Origin of the sequence: Luteococcus sp. H101 (genome assembly GCF_038433155.1) — a bacterium.
Classification (GTDB): Bacteria; Actinomycetota; Actinomycetes; order Propionibacteriales; family Propionibacteriaceae; genus Luteococcus.
In genome coordinates this window covers 1-15978 of the sequence record NZ_JBCDMW010000010.1, presented here as the reverse complement: position 1 = coordinate 15978, position 15978 = coordinate 1, and the positions used below count along the sequence as shown (strand labels likewise).

The following is a 15978-nucleotide window of genomic DNA, read 5'->3' as shown; positions in this document are numbered from 1 at the left end:
GGCGCCCTCGACAAGCTCGGGGGACCGTGCTTTGGGTCGGGCTCGGGGATCAGTAGCCCAACAGGTCCTCCACGACCGCCATCACGCCGGACTCCGCTCCCGTCGGGGCGCGGAACTTCGCCTTGTCGACGGCTGCCGGTTGGGCGTCGGCCATCGCATAGCTGAGCCCGGCGGCGGCCAGCATCTCCGCGTCGTTGGCGCTGTCACCGAAGGCCAGCAGGTCATCGAAGCTGCGGCCCCAGCGCTCCAGCAGCTTGGCCAGGCCGAAGGCCTTGTGCCGCCCGGGAACAATCAGGTCCATGCCCTGGTGGCCGGTGGTCACCGGCACCAAGGCGCCCCCGAGCTGTTCGGACAGCTCGGCGGCCAGTCGCTCGGACTGGCCCTCGCGGGTGACCAGGGCGAACTTGCTCACCGGGCCGTCGATCTCGTGCAGGCTGGCGACGCTCTTCAGGTTCTCGTAGGCGCTGTTCATGATCACGCGCATCCGGTCCGGCACCTCACCCGCCATCCAGCCGCCCTCTGGCCCGCTGGCCACGGAGCGGATCTCCGGATGGTCGTCGATCAGCTCCACCACGCGGCGCACCATTTCGTCGTCCAGGACGGAGCAGTGCACCACCTCGTGGTCACGGTCCACGATCATGGACCCGTTGTCGCCGACGAAGGCCAGCCGCTCCGGCGCGTCGAACATGGTGCGCATGCTCAGGTACTGACGGCCGCTGGCGATCACGACGCGGATGTCACGCGCCTCGCAGGCGGCCAGCATCCGCCCGAAGCGCGGACGGTCATAGTCGCGCTGCGGAGTGAACAGCGTGCCGTCCAGATCGATTGCGACCGTGGTGAAGGTCTTGGATTCCACGCTGCCCACTTCCGTAGCTGTTGGGATGTGCTCAGGCCTTCTTGACGGGGGGCTCGCCCAGAGCCACCTCGACCTGTAGGTCCTCGTCGGCCTCGGCCCACAGCACCTCACCGGTGACGTGACCGACGGCCCGCAGATCGGCCTCGATGTCCTTGAGCCGGTCCAGCACCTCGCCCCGGCCCACCAGATTGGCCCGGACCACCTCGGTCTTCTGGCTGACCTTGGCGGCGCTCTTGGCACCGCGCAGCGCGATCAGCACCGTGGCCAGGTCTTCCAGCAGTAGGGCGTCGCCGCCGATCGGCAGGTCCTCGGCCTTCGGCCAGCTGGCGGTGTGCACCGAGCCTGACTGGAACCAGCTCCACACCTCCTCGGTGACGAAGGGCAGGAAGGGCGCGAACAGGCGCAACATCACGTCCAGAGCGGTGCGCAGCGCCGCCTGGGCGCTAGCCGCCTCCTCGGCGCCCTGGGCGCCGTAGGCACGCTCCTTGACCGCCTCCAGATAGTCGTCGCAGAAGCCCCAGAAGAAGCTCTCCGTGGTCTCCAGGGCGGTGGTGTAGTCGAAGCTGTCGAAGGCCTCGGTGGCCAGCACCACGACGCGCGCCAGGCTGGCCAGCATCGCCAGGTCCAGCGGATTCTTCACCACCCGACCGCTCTGGCCGGTTGCCTTGGGCTCCTCGGAGCTCATGCCCAGCACGAACTTGGAGGCGTTGAGCACCTTCATCGCCAAGCGACGGCCCACCTTCATCTGGGTCTCGTCGAAGGGGGAGTCCATGCCCGGGCGGGCCATCGCGGCGCGCCAGCGCACGGCGTCGGCGCCGAACTTGTCCAGAATCTCGGTGGGGACCACCACATTGCCCTTGGACTTGCTCATCTTCTTGCGGTCCGGGTCGGTCACAAAGCCGCTGATGGTGGCCCGCTTCCACGGCAGCTGGCCATTCTCCAGCTGGGCCCGCACGACGCGGCTGAACAGCCAGGTGCGGATGATGTCGTGCGCCTGGGGCGCCAGGTCCATCGGGAAGGTCAGGCCGAACAGCTCCTCGTCACGTTCCCAGCCGGTGACGATCTGCGGGGAGAGGGAGCTGGTGGCCCAGGTGTCCATCACGTCGGGGTCGGCCATGAAACCGCCGGGCACGCCGCGCTGGGACTCGTCGAAGCCGGGCGGGCACTGGCTGGCCGGGTCCACCGGCAGGCTGGCGGCGTCGGCGACGATCGGCTCGGCGGTGATCGGCTCACCCTCGGCGTCCAGCTTGTACCAGACCGGGAAGGGCACGCCGAAGAAGCGCTGCCGGCTCACAAGCCAGTCGCCATTGAGGCCGTTGACCCAGTTGGAGTAGCGGTGCTTCATGTGCTCCGGGGTCCAGGCCAGCTCCTCGCCGCGGGCCAGCAGGGTGGCCTTCAGGTCCTCGTCGCGGCCGCCATTGGTGATGTACCACTGGCGGGTGGAGACGATCTCCAGCGGCTTGTCGCCCTTCTCGTAGAAGTTCGCCATCCGCTGGGTGGGCTTGGGCTCGCCGGCCATCTCCCCGGTCTCGGCCAGCTTCTCGACGATGTTCTTGCGCGCCGTGAAGGTGGTCTTGGTGGCCATCTGCTCGGCGTAGAAATCGCCGTTGACCAGCCATTCCGGGGTCTCGGCCTGCAACCGGCCGTCGCGGTTGATGATGGTGCGCATCGGCAGCTGCAGTTCGCGCCACCAGATCACGTCGGTCAGGTCACCAAAGGTGCAGCACATCGCGATGCCGGCGCCCTTGTCCTTCTCAGCGGCGGCATGCGCCAGCACCGGGATCTCGACACCGAAGATCGGGGAGGTCACGGTGGTGCCGAACAGGTGCTGGTAGCGCTCGTCGTCGGGGTGGGCAATCAGCGCGCACACCGACGGCAGCAGCTCCGGCCGGGTGGTCTCGATCCAGACCTTGTTGTCCGCGAAGAGGTCGTCGGACGTGGCTTCGACAGGCTCACCCGCCGTGCCCAGCCCGAAGCCGATCCGGTGGTAGGCGCCGGGGTAGTCCCGGGCCTCCAGCTCAGCCTGGGCGACGGCGGTCTGGAAGGTGACGTCCCACATGGTGGGGGCCTCGGAGAGGTAGGCCTCGCCGCGCTCCAGGTTGCGCAGGAAGGCCAACTGGGCCACCCGCTGGGCGTCGTCGGAGATGGTGGTGTAGAGGGTGTCCCAGTCCACCGACAGGCCCAGGGTGCGCCACAGGTCCTCGAAGACCTGCTCGTCGACCGCGGTCAGCTCGTGGCACAGCTCGATGAAGTTCTTGCGGCTGATCGCCACCTGCTTCTTGGGGTCCGGCTTGGCCGGGGGAGTGAAGTTGGGGTCATAGGGGATCGACGGGTCGCAGCGCACGCCGTAGTAGTTCTGCACCCGACGCTCGGTGGGCAGTCCGTTGTCATCCCAGCCCATCGGGTAGAAGACCTGCTTGCCCGTCATCCGCTGGTAGCGGGCGATGGTGTCGGTGTGGGTGTAGCTGAACACGTGGCCCACGTGCAGCGAACCGGAGACCGTGGGCGGCGGGGTGTCGATGCTGAAGACCTGCTCCCGGGAGGCCGGCTTGCGGAAGGCGTAGGTCTTGTCCTGCCGCCACTGCGCGGCCCACTTGGCCTCCAACCCCTCCAGCACGGGCTTGTCCGGTACCTGCCCCGTGATCGGGGTGGGTGCGGACGTTGTGCTGGACGGTTCAGTAGTCATGCTCGCGATTCTAGTGAGTGCCACCGACAGTCTGCGAACCGGCGGCTTTCCAGCCTGCGTGAACGCCCGCGGCTTCGTCTCGCCGGGCCTGCTAGCGTCGCCTACGTTCCCCGACGCCACCGACGGAAGGTGTTACCCCCGATGAGCACAAGCGGATCCAGCCCGGCGTCCCAGCCCGGCAAGTCCAGCGCCCGCGACCAGCTGCGACAGCAACGGGCCGCCGAGGCCAAGGCCGCCAAGAAGAAGAAGGTGCTGATCCTGGTGCTGGCCACCCTGGCGCTGGTCGCTGCGCTGGTGGCGGGATTCGCGGTGGCCGGAGAGGCCAAACGGGACAAGGACGCGAATGTCACCGTCGAGGGCCAGAGCCTGACGCAGGCCCTGACCAGCATTCCCGCCGCCAGCTTCGACGCCGTCGGCGTTGGCACCGCCACGAATGTCCCCGAGGCGATTCCCGGCGGCAAGCCGCAGCTGGTGGACGGCAAGCCCCGGGTGCTCTACATCGGCGCGGAGTTCTGCCCCTACTGCGCGATGGAGCGGATGGCGCTGGTCTCCTCGCTCAGCCGCTTCGGCACCTTCTCCGGGTTGAAGGACACCCTGTCCAGCCCCAATGAGGGGCCGATCTCCAACATCCCCACCGTCACCTTCACCGGTTCGACGTTCACCAGCGACACCGTCGCCCTGACCGCCGTCGAGACCCAGGACCGGATGGGGCAGCCCACCGGGGAGAAGCCCACCGCCGAGGACGAGGCGATCTTCCGCAAGCACGCCCCGCAGGGCGGTATCCCGTTCACCTGGTACGGCTCGGCCTTCAGCAACTGGGCCGGCTTCGACGGGGACTCCATGGCCGGCAAGCAACCCGAGGAGATCGCCAAGGCGCTGGGCGACCCGAACTCCGACGAGTCCAAGGCGGTGCTGGGCGCCTCCAATGTGATCTCCGCGCAGCTCTGCAAGGAGACCGGCGGCAAGCCCGCCGAGGTGTGCACGTCGGCCGGGGTGACCGAGGCCGCGAAGAAGCTGAAGTGACCGAGCGTCTGGTGGAGCGGGCCACCGGCCTGCTGCTGGTGCTGGGCACCCTGGTGGCCGGCTACCTGACCTACGAGCACTTCACCGGCAACGCGACGCTGGCCTGCAGCGCCACGGGGGTGGTGGATTGCGCCAGCGTCACCACCAGCAAGTACTCCTACCTGGTCGGGATTCCGGTGGCGCTGCTGGGCTTGGGCTGGTTCCTGGCCTCGCTGGCACTGTGGGCCGTCAGCCGGGCCCGGTTGGGTTGGGCCGCACGGAACCCGGTACAGCTGCTCTGGACCGGCGCCGGACTGGCCTTCGTGCTCTACCTGGTCTGGGTGGAGCTGGTGCCACTGGGCAAGATCTGCTCCTGGTGCACCGTGGTGCACGTCACGGTGCTGGCGATCTTCCTGCTCCGGCTGGCCGGTCAGGTCCTCGTCGACGACGAGTAGCCACTCGCACTGCCCCTCGGCGGGCCTGGCCGTCCGGTCACCCCTGCAATTGTTGCTCATCAACCGGTCCAGGAGCCCCGGGACGATCGCCTCGCGCCCATCACCCCGGCGTCGAAGAACGTGGACCGCAACATCTGCAGGGACGGGCGGCGGCGCGCAAAGGAACCGGCCCCGAGCGGGATGCTCGGGGCCGGTCCTGGTGGTGCGGGTCCTGGTGGCTCAGGCGTGGGCCTTCAGGGCGGCCAGCAGCTCGGCCTCGGTGGTGCCCAGGTTGACGCTCTGCAGGTCCAGCTTCTTGCCGTTGACCGTGATCGACGGGGTGCCCGAAATGCCGGCCTCGGCCGCCTTCTCATTGGTCCCCTTGACGAAGCCCTCGGTGGCCTTGTTGTCATAGCAGGCCTGGAAGTCGGTGAGCTTCTGGCCGGTGATCCCCACCTGCTGCGGGATGGTGGTGCGCAGCAGCTCGTCGGAGTAGCCCTCGGAGCCCTTGATCTCCTGCGCAGCCTGGTTGGCGAAGACGGCATTGTGGTAGCTGGTGTAGGCGCCGGCCTTGTCCGCGCAGGCGGCACCGATGCCAGCGCGGCTGGACGCGGTGTTGGCCAGGTTGGTCTCCATGAAGGTCATGGTCTTGTACTCGAAGTTGATCTCACCCTTGCTGGCCAGGGATTCGAAGAACTTGCCGTGGCTGGCCTCCAGCTGCTTGCAGGCCGGGCACTGGTAGTCGAAGAACAGGCTGACGGTGGGCGCGCCATCCTTGGCCTTGCCGGGGTTGACGGTGATCCCGGACTTGTCCGCATTGGCATTGGGCGGGGTGCCCTGGGCGGTCACCTGGGCGGCCTTGGTGCGGTGGTTGTTCCACAGCACCGTGCCGACGATGGCGGCGATGGCCAGGGCCAGCACCAGCGCGCCGATGGTGACGATCCGCATGGTGCGGGCGCGCTTGGCCTCGGCCTCCTGCTGCAGCCGCAGCTGTTCGCGACGGTTGGGGACGGTGGCCCCGGACTGGGGCTTCTTCTTGCTCATCGGGCAGGGTCCTCTCTGACGAGGGAGTCCTCGTCCGGGTCGATGTCGTCGAGTTCGGGGTCGGTGTGGTCAACGGTGCCGGTGATGGGCCGGAAGAGCCAGCCGTCGACGCTGAAGGGGGTGCGCGGCCGCCAGACCAGCCAGGCCCCACACAGCGCGAAGAGCGCGTCGCGCAGGATCTCCCACAGGTACTTGGGGTCCTCGGTCTGGCCGCCCTGGCTGAAGCAGCCGCAGTCGATGCTCAGGCCGCGGGCCCAGGCGCTGGCGATGGCGCCGATGAAGGCCAGCATCATCAGCGCGCCGATCAGGGCGGAGATCCGGGTGAACAGCCCGGCCAGCAACAGCAGCCCGACGATGATCTCCAGCACGGGCAGGCCGTAGCCGATCATCTTCTCCGCGGAGTAGGGCAGGAAGTCGATCTGGTAGGCCCGCACGGAGAGCACATTGCCGTCCAGGTTGCCGATCTTGAGCAGGCCGGCCACCAGCAGCGCACCGCCCAGCACCAGCCGGGCCAGCAGGCCGATCCAGTCCCGGGCGGTGCGCGTCGGGCGATCGTCGGCGCGAAGAGCCGGGGATGTTGCAGTTTCAATCACGTGGGAATGATAGTCGGCCGTCTCAGAGCGGTCCGACGGGGTGCTCACGCCGCCGCCTTGATGGCCGCCAGCAGCTCCGCCTCCGACGGGTCCCGCTGGCCCATCAGCGCCTTCAGGTCCAGCTGGTTCTTCACCGCACCGGAGGCATCGGCCACCCAGTACTGCGGGGAGGAGGTGTCCCGGTCCGCGGCCCGGGCGGCATCCAGCACCCGCTGGACGGCGTCGTCGGTCTGGCGTTCCCGGTAGCAGGTCTGGAAGGCGCCGGGGTCCTTGAGGGTCAGCGTGTCCAGCAGGCCGGTGAGCAGCTCGTCGGAGTAACCGTCGCCCTCCTTGGCGGGCTGCTTGGCGAAGATCGCGTCCCGGTAGCCGGCATAGGCGCCGACGACGTCGGCGCAGGCCGCGCCGATGTTGGCCCGGTAGGAGGAGTCATTCGAGCCGCCGTCCAACAGGGTGAGACTACGCACCTCGACACCGATCTCACCCTTGCGGGCGAGGCTCTCGGTCAGGGGGCCCAGGGCGTCATGTGCCACCTTGCACCACGGGCACTGGTAGTCCTCGTAGATCACCAGCGTCGGCTTGCCTGCGGGGCTCTTGTGCAGGGTGATTCCCGAACCGTCGGCCGACGCATGCGGCACGGCCAGCTGCTTGCCGACGGGCACCGGCTCCGGCTTGCGGGACTGGTTCCACCACCACGCCCCACCGGCCACCATCAGCACCGCCAGCGTCGCGCCGACGATGCCGCCGATGATGCGGCCTCGCCGCTGTGCCGCCAGGGCCTGCTCTCGCTGGGCCTGCAGGGCGGCGCGACGGCTGGCGGGGGAGGGTTTGCCCATGGTCAACTCCTGAAGGGAACCGGGGTGGTTGCGGCGGTGCGGGTCGCTTCCAAGCCTGCCACGCCGCGGGAGCGGCCGGGCAGCCGACCATGACCCGACTGCCCGTTGGAGGGGCGGCGAACCGGTTTGGCTCGCGCTGGCCGTCAGGGCCTGGCCACCACGCCGGTGAGCCGGGCGCCCTTGGGGAGGGCCAGATCGTCCGAGGAGAGCTCCAGCGCCACCGTGTGGCCCGGGACCGCCTTGCCGCCCAGCCCCAACGTGATGGTCGCGGTGCGGCGCCCGGCGGGTATGCGGACCCAATTGGTGGCACCGGCCTGCGCCAGGGACTCTGTGGAGGCCGGGTCCACGCCCCAGTCCTGGCGGCTCTGTTGCCCCAGTTCACGGACTGTCAACGCTGGGCTGACCGGACGGGCGCTGACGGTCAGGCTGTGGTCGCTCAGCGTGCTGACCCGGTCCAGGGTGATGGTCCAACGCATCGTCTGACCTGGTTTCGCGGAGACGGCGGCGCGGGTCACCGTCGCTCTGGGCATGGGGTCGTCGTCAAGGACATGCAACCACGTGGTGGGTGTGGCCACCAGCACCGGACCGCGCACCAACAGCTGACCCATCAGGTCGTAGGACAGGCCCCACTCGGTGTTTCCGGGGATCGGCAGGGTCAGGGGGATGGTCCGGGCGTCGGCTGGCACGCGCTGCCAGCGCGGGTCCTGCGGTGGCCCGCCCTGCACCAGGGCCAGGGCCGCGGTCCGGCTGCCGGTGGGGCGGCTGAGCCGTGCGGTGATGGTCTTGACCCACGGCGACGCTCCCTCGGTCACCGACTGCTCGGCCGGCAGGGTGAGCACCGACGGCGGCAGCGCCGCTGCGGGGGTGATCCCTGGGTGGGCCGCCGAAAGGTCCAGCACGATCCCCGAGCCGCTCGCCCGGCCGGAGGCCTGCAGGCTGACCGCGGTGATCCGGTCCGGGTTGAGGCCCTTGGCGGGCAACGGGAAGCGGAGGTTCTGCGCCAGCCAGCGGCCACCCACCCCGTCACCCCCGCCGTGGATGCCCGTGCGCCGCGCGGGGCCCTGCGGCTTCACCAGGACGCTGTGCCCATTGCCGTCGGTCACCTTCAGGATGGGGTTCAGGCTGGCCGACGGGGACAGGGCCACCCGCAGGTCCAGCGCGGAGCTGCCGCGCAGCGTGATGGGTCGGGCCGGGCGCAGAGTGATAGCGGTGGCCGGCTTCCACACCCAGCCGGACGGGTCCACCGCGGCGGTGCTGCGCCAGTGCACCCCGGCCGGCTCTAGGCTGTCCGGGTTGGCGACGCAGTCCTGGCCGCGGCACACCGTGGCGCCGGTCACCTTCCAGCCGCGCTGGCCGGGCTGCACCAATCGGCGCCGAGCCCCACCGGTGGCAGAGGTGACCAGACCGGCGGGGAGCACCCCGGCGGGGGCGCTCCCGGTGCCGTCGACGGCCGTCGCCTGCCCCTGGCTCTTCAGCACCCGCTCGGCGAAGGCGGTGACCAGCTGCACGCCCGTCGCGCGTTGCTGGGCGGGCGAGAGCCGGGCCGACGGCTGGCAGGCGGTGGCCTGTCCGTCGTCGACGCCGGTGGGCGAACCCGGGGTCCAGGTGGTGTTGAAGTAGTTGTGGTTGGCGCCGGGCAGGTAGGCGACGGAGGACAGGGCGTGCTGGGTGCCGTAGCGGGTGGCGCCGTCGGCATAGTCGACTCCCTGCAGGTCGCTCACGTCGCCGTCGCAGCCCGGCAGCACGGTCAGGGTCGGGGTGGTGGAGGCGCTGGTGTGGAAGAAGTTGGTCGGGCCCAGCAGCACCAACCCGGCGACGCGGTGCTTCCCAGCGGCCACGTCCTGGATGGCCGCCAGGGCAACCCCCTCGCCACCACGGCTGTGGCCCACCAGCAGCGTGCGCTGCACGTCATAGCGGCTGGTCACCGTGCGGGCGAAGGGCGCCGAGGCTCCCTGGCGCCAACCGGCCAGCAGGTCCAGATGGGCACGCACCGTCGCGGCCCGGGCGGAGGCGCCCAGGTCACCCAGCTGGTCGTCCTGGGCGTTGATCGCATTGGCGTCGATGCTGACCGTGAAGTACCCGCGCTGGGCCAGGGCCTCCTGCAGGTAGCGGTAGCCCTCCAGATTGGGCACCGCCTTGCCGGCGGCGCAGGGCCAGCCCTGGCCATCGTCGGTCAGGCACCAGTCATGACGCCCATGCAGCAGGAGCACCACCGGATGGGTGCCCTTGCCCGCCGGGGCCACCACTCGGCCAGTGATCGCCTGAGGATGGGCCATGCCCGGGATGCGCAGCGGGCGTGCGGAGTAGCTGGCGGTCACGGTGCCGCTGGCCGTCGCGCCCTGTGCGGCCTGCGCCTGCACCATGCGTCGGGTCCCGCGACGGGCCAGCAGCTCCGCCTCCGTCGCCGCGCCGTAGTGCACCTCCAGCCGGGACAGGTCCGACGGCAGCTGGGCCAACCGGATCCGCAGGGAACCGTCGCGTGCCACCCGGGCCGGCCCCAGGTCCCGGCCGGCCAGGAAGACATGCGGCCGGGCGTCGGTGACCGGACGCGGCCCGTGTGGCAGCCGCACCAGCTCCCGTGCCGGGCCGCTGCCGCTGAGCCGCCACCCCGCTGGCAGGGTGCCGGCGGTTCCGACGGGAGTGGGGTGCGGGTCGGGGGACGGCACGGGGGCCGCCTGGCTGGTGGTCGCGGTGGCCAGGGCGAGCAGGCCGGCCATGGCCGCGGTGGCCGGGCGTCGATACGAGATGGGCACGGTGGGATCCTTGCTGTGCGGGCATCCCGGGGGTGGCGATGCGGGCTGGAATGCTTTGCTCCATTCCTAGGGCCGTGGGGGGGCAGCTGACCAGCCCCCGGCGTCGTGGATTTCCGCCCCGCGGATCGGACCAGGGTCCGCGCCCGCCGCGGGTGATGCTGGCCCGGTGCGGTGTTGGCCCCGGTAGGCTGGGCGCACCATGACAACACCCCCCAAGAGCACACCGGCCTCTGTCGAGCACGCCCGGATCGTCGAGGAACTGATCGGCCGCTGGCCCGAGCATCGGATCGCCCCGTCGCTGGGCCGGATTCAGGCCCTGATGGACCTGCTGGGCAGCCCGGAGAAGTCCGCCCCGGTGATCCAGGTGGCCGGGACCAATGGCAAGGGCAGCACCGCCATCATGATCGACGCCCTGCTGCGGGCCGACGGCCTGCGCACCGGGCGTTTCTCCTCCCCGCATCTCGTCGACGTCACCGAACGGATCTGCATCGACGGCGAGCCGATCAGCCCCGAGCGCTTCGACGAGTTGTGGGCCGACGTCAAGCCGTACGTGGAGATGGTCGACGCCCAGCAGATCGACGGGGTGGCGATGACCTTCTTCGAGGTGATCACGGGGCTGGCCTATGCCGCCTTCGCCGATGCCCCCGTCGACGTGATGGTGATCGAGGTGGGGCTGGGCGGCACCTGGGACGCCACCAGCGTCTGCGAGCCGCAGGTGAGCGTCGTCTGTCCGATAGACCTGGACCACACCCACATTCTGGGCGACAACCTGCGCGACATTGCGGGGGAGAAGGCCGGCATCATCAAGCCCGGCAGCACGGCCGTGCTGGCAGCGCAGCAGGACGAGGCCGCCGAGGTCCTGGTGGAGCGCGCCACCGAGGTGGGTGCCCGGATGGTGCTGGAGGGACGCGACTTCGCCCTGCTGGAGCGGACCCGGGCCGTCGGCGGTCAGCTGCTGCGCTTGCAGGGCGCGGAGGGCCCGGTCGGCGACATCCACCTGCCGTTGTTCGGGGAGCACATGGCGCACAATGCGGCGCTGGCGATGGCCGCCGTCGAGGCCCTGCTGGGTGGGCGGGCGCTGAACCCGGAGGTGGTGGTGGACGGTTTCGGCGCCGTCGAGGCCCCGGCCCGGATGGAACTGGTGCGCACCTCACCACCCGTCGTGCTGGACACCTGCCACAACCCGCACGGGGCCAGCGCCACCATGGCAGCGCTGGCCGAGAACTACGCCTTCACCCCCACGATCGGGGTGGTGGCGATGATGGCGGACAAGGACGTCGACTCCGTGCTGCGGATCTTCGGTGAACAGCTGACCACCATGATCTGCACCCGGGTGTCCTCCACCGATCGTGGGCTGTCTGCCGAGGCCCTGACCGAACGAGCCGCTGGAATCCTGGGCGAGGACCGGGTGCGGACCGCCCCCGACGTGGCCACGGCCCTGGAGCTGGCCACCACCCTGGCCGACCAGGAACCTGGTGCCGGGGTGCTGGTGGCCGGCTCGGTGATCCTGGCCGGCGAGGCCCGCGCCATCCTGGTGGCGGACCGGCCGGAACCCGAGGCGCCGCTGGACCGCGCCGCCCTGACCACCCCCTTCGACCTGGACGGAGACTCGCAATGGTGAACCTCGCCCTGGCCCCCGACAACCCGATGAACAAGGCGATGGCCGGCTGCCTGGTGATGGAGGTGATCGTCTTCGGCCTCGCCTTCCCCGGGATGATCATGGTGGACGACGTCTCCCTGGGGCTCGCGGCCGGGGCCTGCATCGTCGCCTGCCTCCTCTGCCTGGCGGCGGCGGCCAAGCTGCGCACGCCGCTGGGCTATGCGCTGGGCTGGCTTGCCCAGCTGGCCGGGGTGGCGCTGGGCCTGCTCACCCCGACGATGTTCATCGTCGGGATCATGTTCCTGGCCATCTGGGGCGCCTCCTTCGTGATGGGTCGACGCCTGGAGTCCAACGCGGCTCGGTGAGTCTTCCCCCGGCTGCGGCGACGAGCTTGCTTGTAGGGTGCAGGCATGACTGAACGCACCCTGGTACTGCTCAAGCCCGACGCCGTGGAACGCGGCCTGATTGGTGAAATCATCCGTCGCTACGAGGCCAAGGGCCTGACCGTGCTGGCAATGCAGCTGCGCACGGCCGACGCGGAGGTGGCCCAGCAGCACTATGCGGAGCACGTCGGGCGGGAGTACTACCCGTCGCTGGAGCAGTTCATCACCTCCGGCCCGCTGGTCAGCCTGGTGCTGGAGGGGGAACGCGCCATCGAGGCGGTGCGCAACATCAACGGCACCACCGACTCGGCCGTCGCCGCCCCGGGCACCATCCGCGGCGACCTGTCCCTGTTCAAGAACCGGAACCTGGTGCACGCCTCGGACGCGCCGGACAGCGCGGCCCGCGAGATCGCCATCTGGTTCCCCGAGCTGGCCAGCTGACGGCGTGAGCCAGTACCCGCAGGACGCCCAACGGCCGGAGGGGGCGGCCCAGTCGTCGGTCACACCGGGTGCTGTTCCACCCAACCCGGCCCCGGTCCCCGAGCCTGTCGAGGGGCAACTCCCGATGCCCTCGACGCCGATGCCGCAGGTGGAGCTGCCGGTGGCCGACGGCGCCTACCACCAGTTCTGGCGCACGCCCTTGTGGCGCTGGTGGCGGCCAGTGGCGGCGCTGCTGGTGGGTGCCCTGATCTTCGTCGGGATCACCATCCTGGCCAGCAGCCTGGCCATCGGGATCGACGTCGCCACCGGTCGTCGGACGGTGGAGGAGGTGCGCAACGCCAGCCAGGGAAACGTCACGGCCACCCCGGCGCTGTTCCTGATCAACAACCTCTCCCTGGCTGCGCTGATCCCGGTGGGGATGCTCTTGGGCCGGTGGTTCTTCCGGCAACCCGGCGGCTGGCTGAGCAGTATCACCGGCCGCCTGCGCTGGGGCTGGCTGGGCCGCTGCTTCGCGGTGCTGCTGCCGCTGTGGGTGGTCTACATCGGCGCGGAGACCTGGCTGCAGGCCAGGAGCCCGGAGGGTCTGGGCCTGGCGGTCAACCGGGACACGTGGCTGCTGGTGGTCGGAATCCTGCTCACGACGCCCTTCCAGGCCGCCGGTGAGGAATACGGCTTCCGAGGTGTGATCACCCGGGCCTTGGCCAGTTTCTTCGGGCACCGCTGGGTGGGGCTCGCGGCAGGGGCCGTGGTCAGCTCCGTGCTGTTCATGCTCTCGCACTTCGCCGACGACCCGTGGCTCAACCTGTTCTACTTCTGCTTCGGCCTGATCGCCTGCGCAATGACCCTGCGCACCGGCGGGCTGGAGGCGTCGATTGCCATGCACGTGGTGAACAACGTGCTCAGCGAGGCGACGATGCCGTTCAGCGACATCTCCGGCATCTTCGACCGGCAGGTCGGCGCCGGTGACCCGACGGTGCTGATCGGCATCCTGGTGCCGCTGATCGGCTGGGCGCTGGTGGAGTGGCAGGCCCGTTGCCACCAGATCGTGCGGACCGCCGCCCCCGGGCTGGAGCGGCAGCGCCAACTGGAGCAGCAGTTGGCCACCTGGCAGCAGCAGATGATTGCCTGGCAGCGCCACCAGCAGCACTGAGCCAGTCGCGACGATTCCCGTCGGGGCTGAAGCCTCAACTACTCTGGTGCGCACCATGACTGTTGACACCAGCACCACCGCGCCCGAGGGCCTGTTCGGCCGCCTCGAACCGCTGCTTGCCCAGGTGAGCAAGCCCATCCAGTACGTCGGCGGCGAGCACAACTGCGTCGTCAAGGACTGGGACGACGTCGACGTGCGCTGGGCGCTGATGTACCCCGACGCCTATGAGGTGGGTCAGCCCAACCAGGGCGTCGCCATCCTCTACGAGGTGCTGAACGAGCGCGACTGGATCCTGGCCGAGCGCACCTATGCCGTCTGGCCGGACCTGGAGAAGCTGATGCGGGCCCAGCAGATCCCGCAGTTCACGCTGGATGCGCACCGGCCGGTGGGTGCCTTCGACGTGCTGGGACTGAGCTTCTCCACCGAGCTCACCTACACCAACATGCTGAACTCGCTGGATCTGGCCGGCATCCCGATCCACAACGCGGATCGCCGGGAGCACGACCCGATCGTGCTGGCCGGCGGGCACGCGTCGTTCAACCCGGAGCCGATCGCGGACTTCATCGACGCCGCGGTGCTGGGCGACGGCGAGGAAGCCGTGCTGCTGATCAGCGAGCTGATCCGGGAGTGGAAGGCCCAGGACCGCCCCGGTGGTCGCGACGGCCTGCTGCAGCGCCTGGCGGAGACCGGTGAGGTCTACGTCCCCAAGTTCTATGACGTCAGCTACCTGCCCGACGGGCGGATCCAGCGCGTCGCCCCGAACCGTCCGGGGGTCCCCTTCCAGGTGCGTAAGCACACCCTGATGGACCTGGACGAGTGGCCCTATCCGGCCAAGCCGCTGGTGCCGCTGGCGGAGACGGTGCACGAGCGCTACTCGGTGGAGATCTTCCGGGGCTGCACCCGCGGCTGCCGCTTCTGCCAGGCCGGGATGATCACCCGCCCGGTGCGGGAGCGCAACATCGAGACGATCGGCAAGATGGTGGCCGGCGGGCTGGAGGCCACCGGCCTGGAGGAGGTGGGCCTGCTCAGCCTGAGCTCGGCGGACCACTCCGAGATTGCCGAGGTGACCAAGCAACTCGCGGACCGCTATGAGGGCACCAATGTCTCGCTCTCCCTGCCGTCCACCCGCGTCGACGCCTTCAACATCGACCTGGCCAATGAGCTGTCCCGCAACGGCCGTCGCTCCGGCCTCACCTTCGCCCCGGAGGGCGGCAGTGAGCGGATGCGCCAGGTGATCAACAAGATGGTCAGCGAGGACGACCTGATCAACACCGTCGCCACCGCCTTCGGCAATGGCTGGCGCCAGGTGAAGCTGTACTTCATGTGCGGTCTGCCCACCGAGACCGACGAGGACGTGCTGGGTATCTACCACATGGCCAAGCGGGTGATCGAGACCGGACGCCAGGTGGCCGGCACCCGGGACATCCGGTGCACCATCTCCATCGGTGGCTTCGTGCCCAAGAGCCACACCCCCTTCCAGTGGGCCGGTCAGGCCTCGCCGGAGACTATCGACCACCGCCTCCAGCTGCTGCGCGACACGGTCCGGGCCGATCGCCAGTTCGGCAAGGCCATCGGGATGCGTTACCACGACGGCAAGCCCGGCCAGATCGAGGGCCTGCTCAGCCGAGGCGACCGTCGCGTCGGCAAGATCATCGAGGCGGTCTGGCGCGACGGCGGTCATTTCGACGGCTGGAGCGAGCACTTCTCCTACGACCGCTGGGTGGCCTGCAGCGAGCAGGCGTTGGCCGAGGACCCGGTGGACCTGGCCTGGTACACCACCCGGGAGCGGGACTACGACGAGGTGCTGCCCTGGGATCACCTGGACTCGGGCCTGGACCGGGACTGGCTGTGGGAGGACTGGCAGGACGCGCTGGACGGCGGCGAGGTTGAGGACTGCCGCTGGACCCCCTGCTACGACTGCGGTGTGTGCCCCCAGATGGACACCAACATCCAGATCGGCCCCACCGGCGCCATCCTGATCCCGCTGCAGGTGGTCACGAAGGACCTTTCCGCCAAGCCCTGAGCTGTCCACCGCCCGGCACTGCAGCGCAGCCTCTGTCCTGCCGGCTGACAATTTCGTCCCGGCCGCCGAATCCGCGTGCGTCCCACAATGGCGGTGTGGCGCGGAGCCGTGCGCGGGTGCTGGCGCGTGGGACCAGGGGGGGGGGGGGGGGGGGGGGGGGGGGGAGGGGGAAGGGGGGCA

The 15978-nt window shown here is 69.8% G+C and carries 13 protein-coding genes; 7 read left to right on the top strand and 6 right to left on the bottom strand.

The window, feature by feature from the left end; all coding sequences use genetic code 11:
- Positions 1–49 precede the first annotated feature (49 nt).
- Both AAEX60_RS03150 and valS read right to left on the bottom strand, forming a co-directional pair.
- Complete coding sequence (locus AAEX60_RS03150) at positions 50–856, bottom strand: Cof-type HAD-IIB family hydrolase (RefSeq protein ID WP_342101175.1); 807 nt, start codon at positions 854–856, stop codon at positions 50–52.
- A 31-nt stretch (positions 857–887) separates the two neighbouring features.
- Complete coding sequence (gene valS, locus AAEX60_RS03145) at positions 888–3542, bottom strand: valine--tRNA ligase (protein WP_342101174.1); 2655 nt, start codon at positions 3540–3542, stop codon at positions 888–890.
- A 141-nt stretch (positions 3543–3683) separates the two neighbouring features.
- Between valS and AAEX60_RS03140 the strand changes: the two genes are divergently transcribed.
- On the top strand, positions 3684–4565 hold the full coding sequence (locus tag AAEX60_RS03140) for a DUF929 family protein (RefSeq protein ID WP_342101173.1): 882 nt from the start codon (positions 3684–3686) through the stop codon (positions 4563–4565).
- Complete coding sequence (locus AAEX60_RS03135; RefSeq protein ID WP_342101172.1) at positions 4562–4999, top strand: vitamin K epoxide reductase family protein; 438 nt, start codon at positions 4562–4564, stop codon at positions 4997–4999. Before AAEX60_RS03140 ends, AAEX60_RS03135 begins: the two co-directional genes overlap by 4 nt.
- A gap of 219 nt (positions 5000–5218) precedes the next feature.
- Here the strand turns inward: AAEX60_RS03135 and AAEX60_RS03130 are convergent, their stop codons facing one another.
- The 4 genes from AAEX60_RS03130 to AAEX60_RS03115 form a co-directional block, all read right to left on the bottom strand.
- Complete coding sequence (locus AAEX60_RS03130) at positions 5219–6022, bottom strand: DsbA family protein (RefSeq protein ID WP_342101169.1); 804 nt, start codon at positions 6020–6022, stop codon at positions 5219–5221.
- On the bottom strand, positions 6019–6615 hold the full coding sequence (locus AAEX60_RS03125) for a DoxX family protein (RefSeq protein ID WP_342101168.1): 597 nt from the start codon (positions 6613–6615) through the stop codon (positions 6019–6021). Before AAEX60_RS03125 ends, AAEX60_RS03130 begins: the two co-directional genes overlap by 4 nt.
- A gap of 44 nt (positions 6616–6659) precedes the next feature.
- Positions 6660–7448 carry a DsbA family protein gene (locus tag AAEX60_RS03120; RefSeq protein WP_342101167.1) on the bottom strand — a complete coding sequence of 263 codons (789 nt, stop codon included), beginning with the start codon at positions 7446–7448 and terminating at the stop codon, positions 6660–6662.
- Between the two features lie 143 nt (positions 7449–7591).
- Entirely contained in the window at positions 7592–10201 is a 2610-nt protein-coding gene (locus AAEX60_RS03115) for an alpha/beta hydrolase family protein (RefSeq protein ID WP_342101166.1), read from the bottom strand.
- A 199-nt stretch (positions 10202–10400) separates the two neighbouring features.
- Between AAEX60_RS03115 and AAEX60_RS03110 the strand changes: the two genes are divergently transcribed.
- Genes AAEX60_RS03110 through AAEX60_RS03090 form a run of 5 tightly spaced genes read left to right on the top strand, consistent with a single transcriptional unit; the run spans position 10401 to position 15798 of the window.
- The gene (locus AAEX60_RS03110) at positions 10401–11822 is read left to right on the top strand and encodes a bifunctional folylpolyglutamate synthase/dihydrofolate synthase (protein WP_342101165.1); all 1422 of its coding nucleotides are present in this window, start codon (positions 10401–10403) and stop codon (positions 11820–11822) included.
- Positions 11819–12166: a DUF4233 domain-containing protein gene (locus AAEX60_RS03105; RefSeq protein WP_342101163.1), complete on the top strand. Its 348-nt coding sequence runs from the start codon at positions 11819–11821 to the stop codon at positions 12164–12166. The genes AAEX60_RS03110 and AAEX60_RS03105 overlap by 4 nt, the downstream gene beginning before the upstream one ends.
- Positions 12167–12211: 45 nt before the next feature.
- Positions 12212–12625: a nucleoside-diphosphate kinase gene (ndk, locus tag AAEX60_RS03100; protein WP_342101161.1), complete on the top strand. Its 414-nt coding sequence runs from the start codon at positions 12212–12214 to the stop codon at positions 12623–12625.
- 4 nt (positions 12626–12629) lie between these two features.
- Entirely contained in the window at positions 12630–13775 is a 1146-nt protein-coding gene (locus AAEX60_RS03095; RefSeq protein WP_342101158.1) for a CPBP family intramembrane glutamic endopeptidase, read from the top strand.
- A 55-nt stretch (positions 13776–13830) separates the two neighbouring features.
- Positions 13831–15798 carry a TIGR03960 family B12-binding radical SAM protein gene (locus AAEX60_RS03090; RefSeq protein WP_342101156.1) on the top strand — a complete coding sequence of 656 codons (1968 nt, stop codon included), beginning with the start codon at positions 13831–13833 and terminating at the stop codon, positions 15796–15798.
- Positions 15799–15978 lie beyond the last annotated feature (180 nt).

Coding starts and splice junctions, on each gene's coding strand:
- valS (WP_342101174.1), bottom strand. CDS start 3,542: ATGACTACTGAACCGTCCAGCACAACGTCCGCACCCACCCCGATCACG.
- AAEX60_RS03140 (WP_342101173.1), top strand. CDS start 3,684: ATGAGCACAAGCGGATCCAGCCCGGCGTCCCAGCCCGGCAAGTCCAGC.
- AAEX60_RS03130 (WP_342101169.1), bottom strand. CDS start 6,022: ATGAGCAAGAAGAAGCCCCAGTCCGGGGCCACCGTCCCCAACCGTCGC.
- AAEX60_RS03120 (WP_342101167.1), bottom strand. CDS start 7,448: ATGGGCAAACCCTCCCCCGCCAGCCGTCGCGCCGCCCTGCAGGCCCAG.
- AAEX60_RS03110 (WP_342101165.1), top strand. CDS start 10,401: ATGACAACACCCCCCAAGAGCACACCGGCCTCTGTCGAGCACGCCCGG.
- ndk (WP_342101161.1), top strand. CDS start 12,212: ATGACTGAACGCACCCTGGTACTGCTCAAGCCCGACGCCGTGGAACGC.
- AAEX60_RS03090 (WP_342101156.1), top strand. CDS start 13,831: ATGACTGTTGACACCAGCACCACCGCGCCCGAGGGCCTGTTCGGCCGC.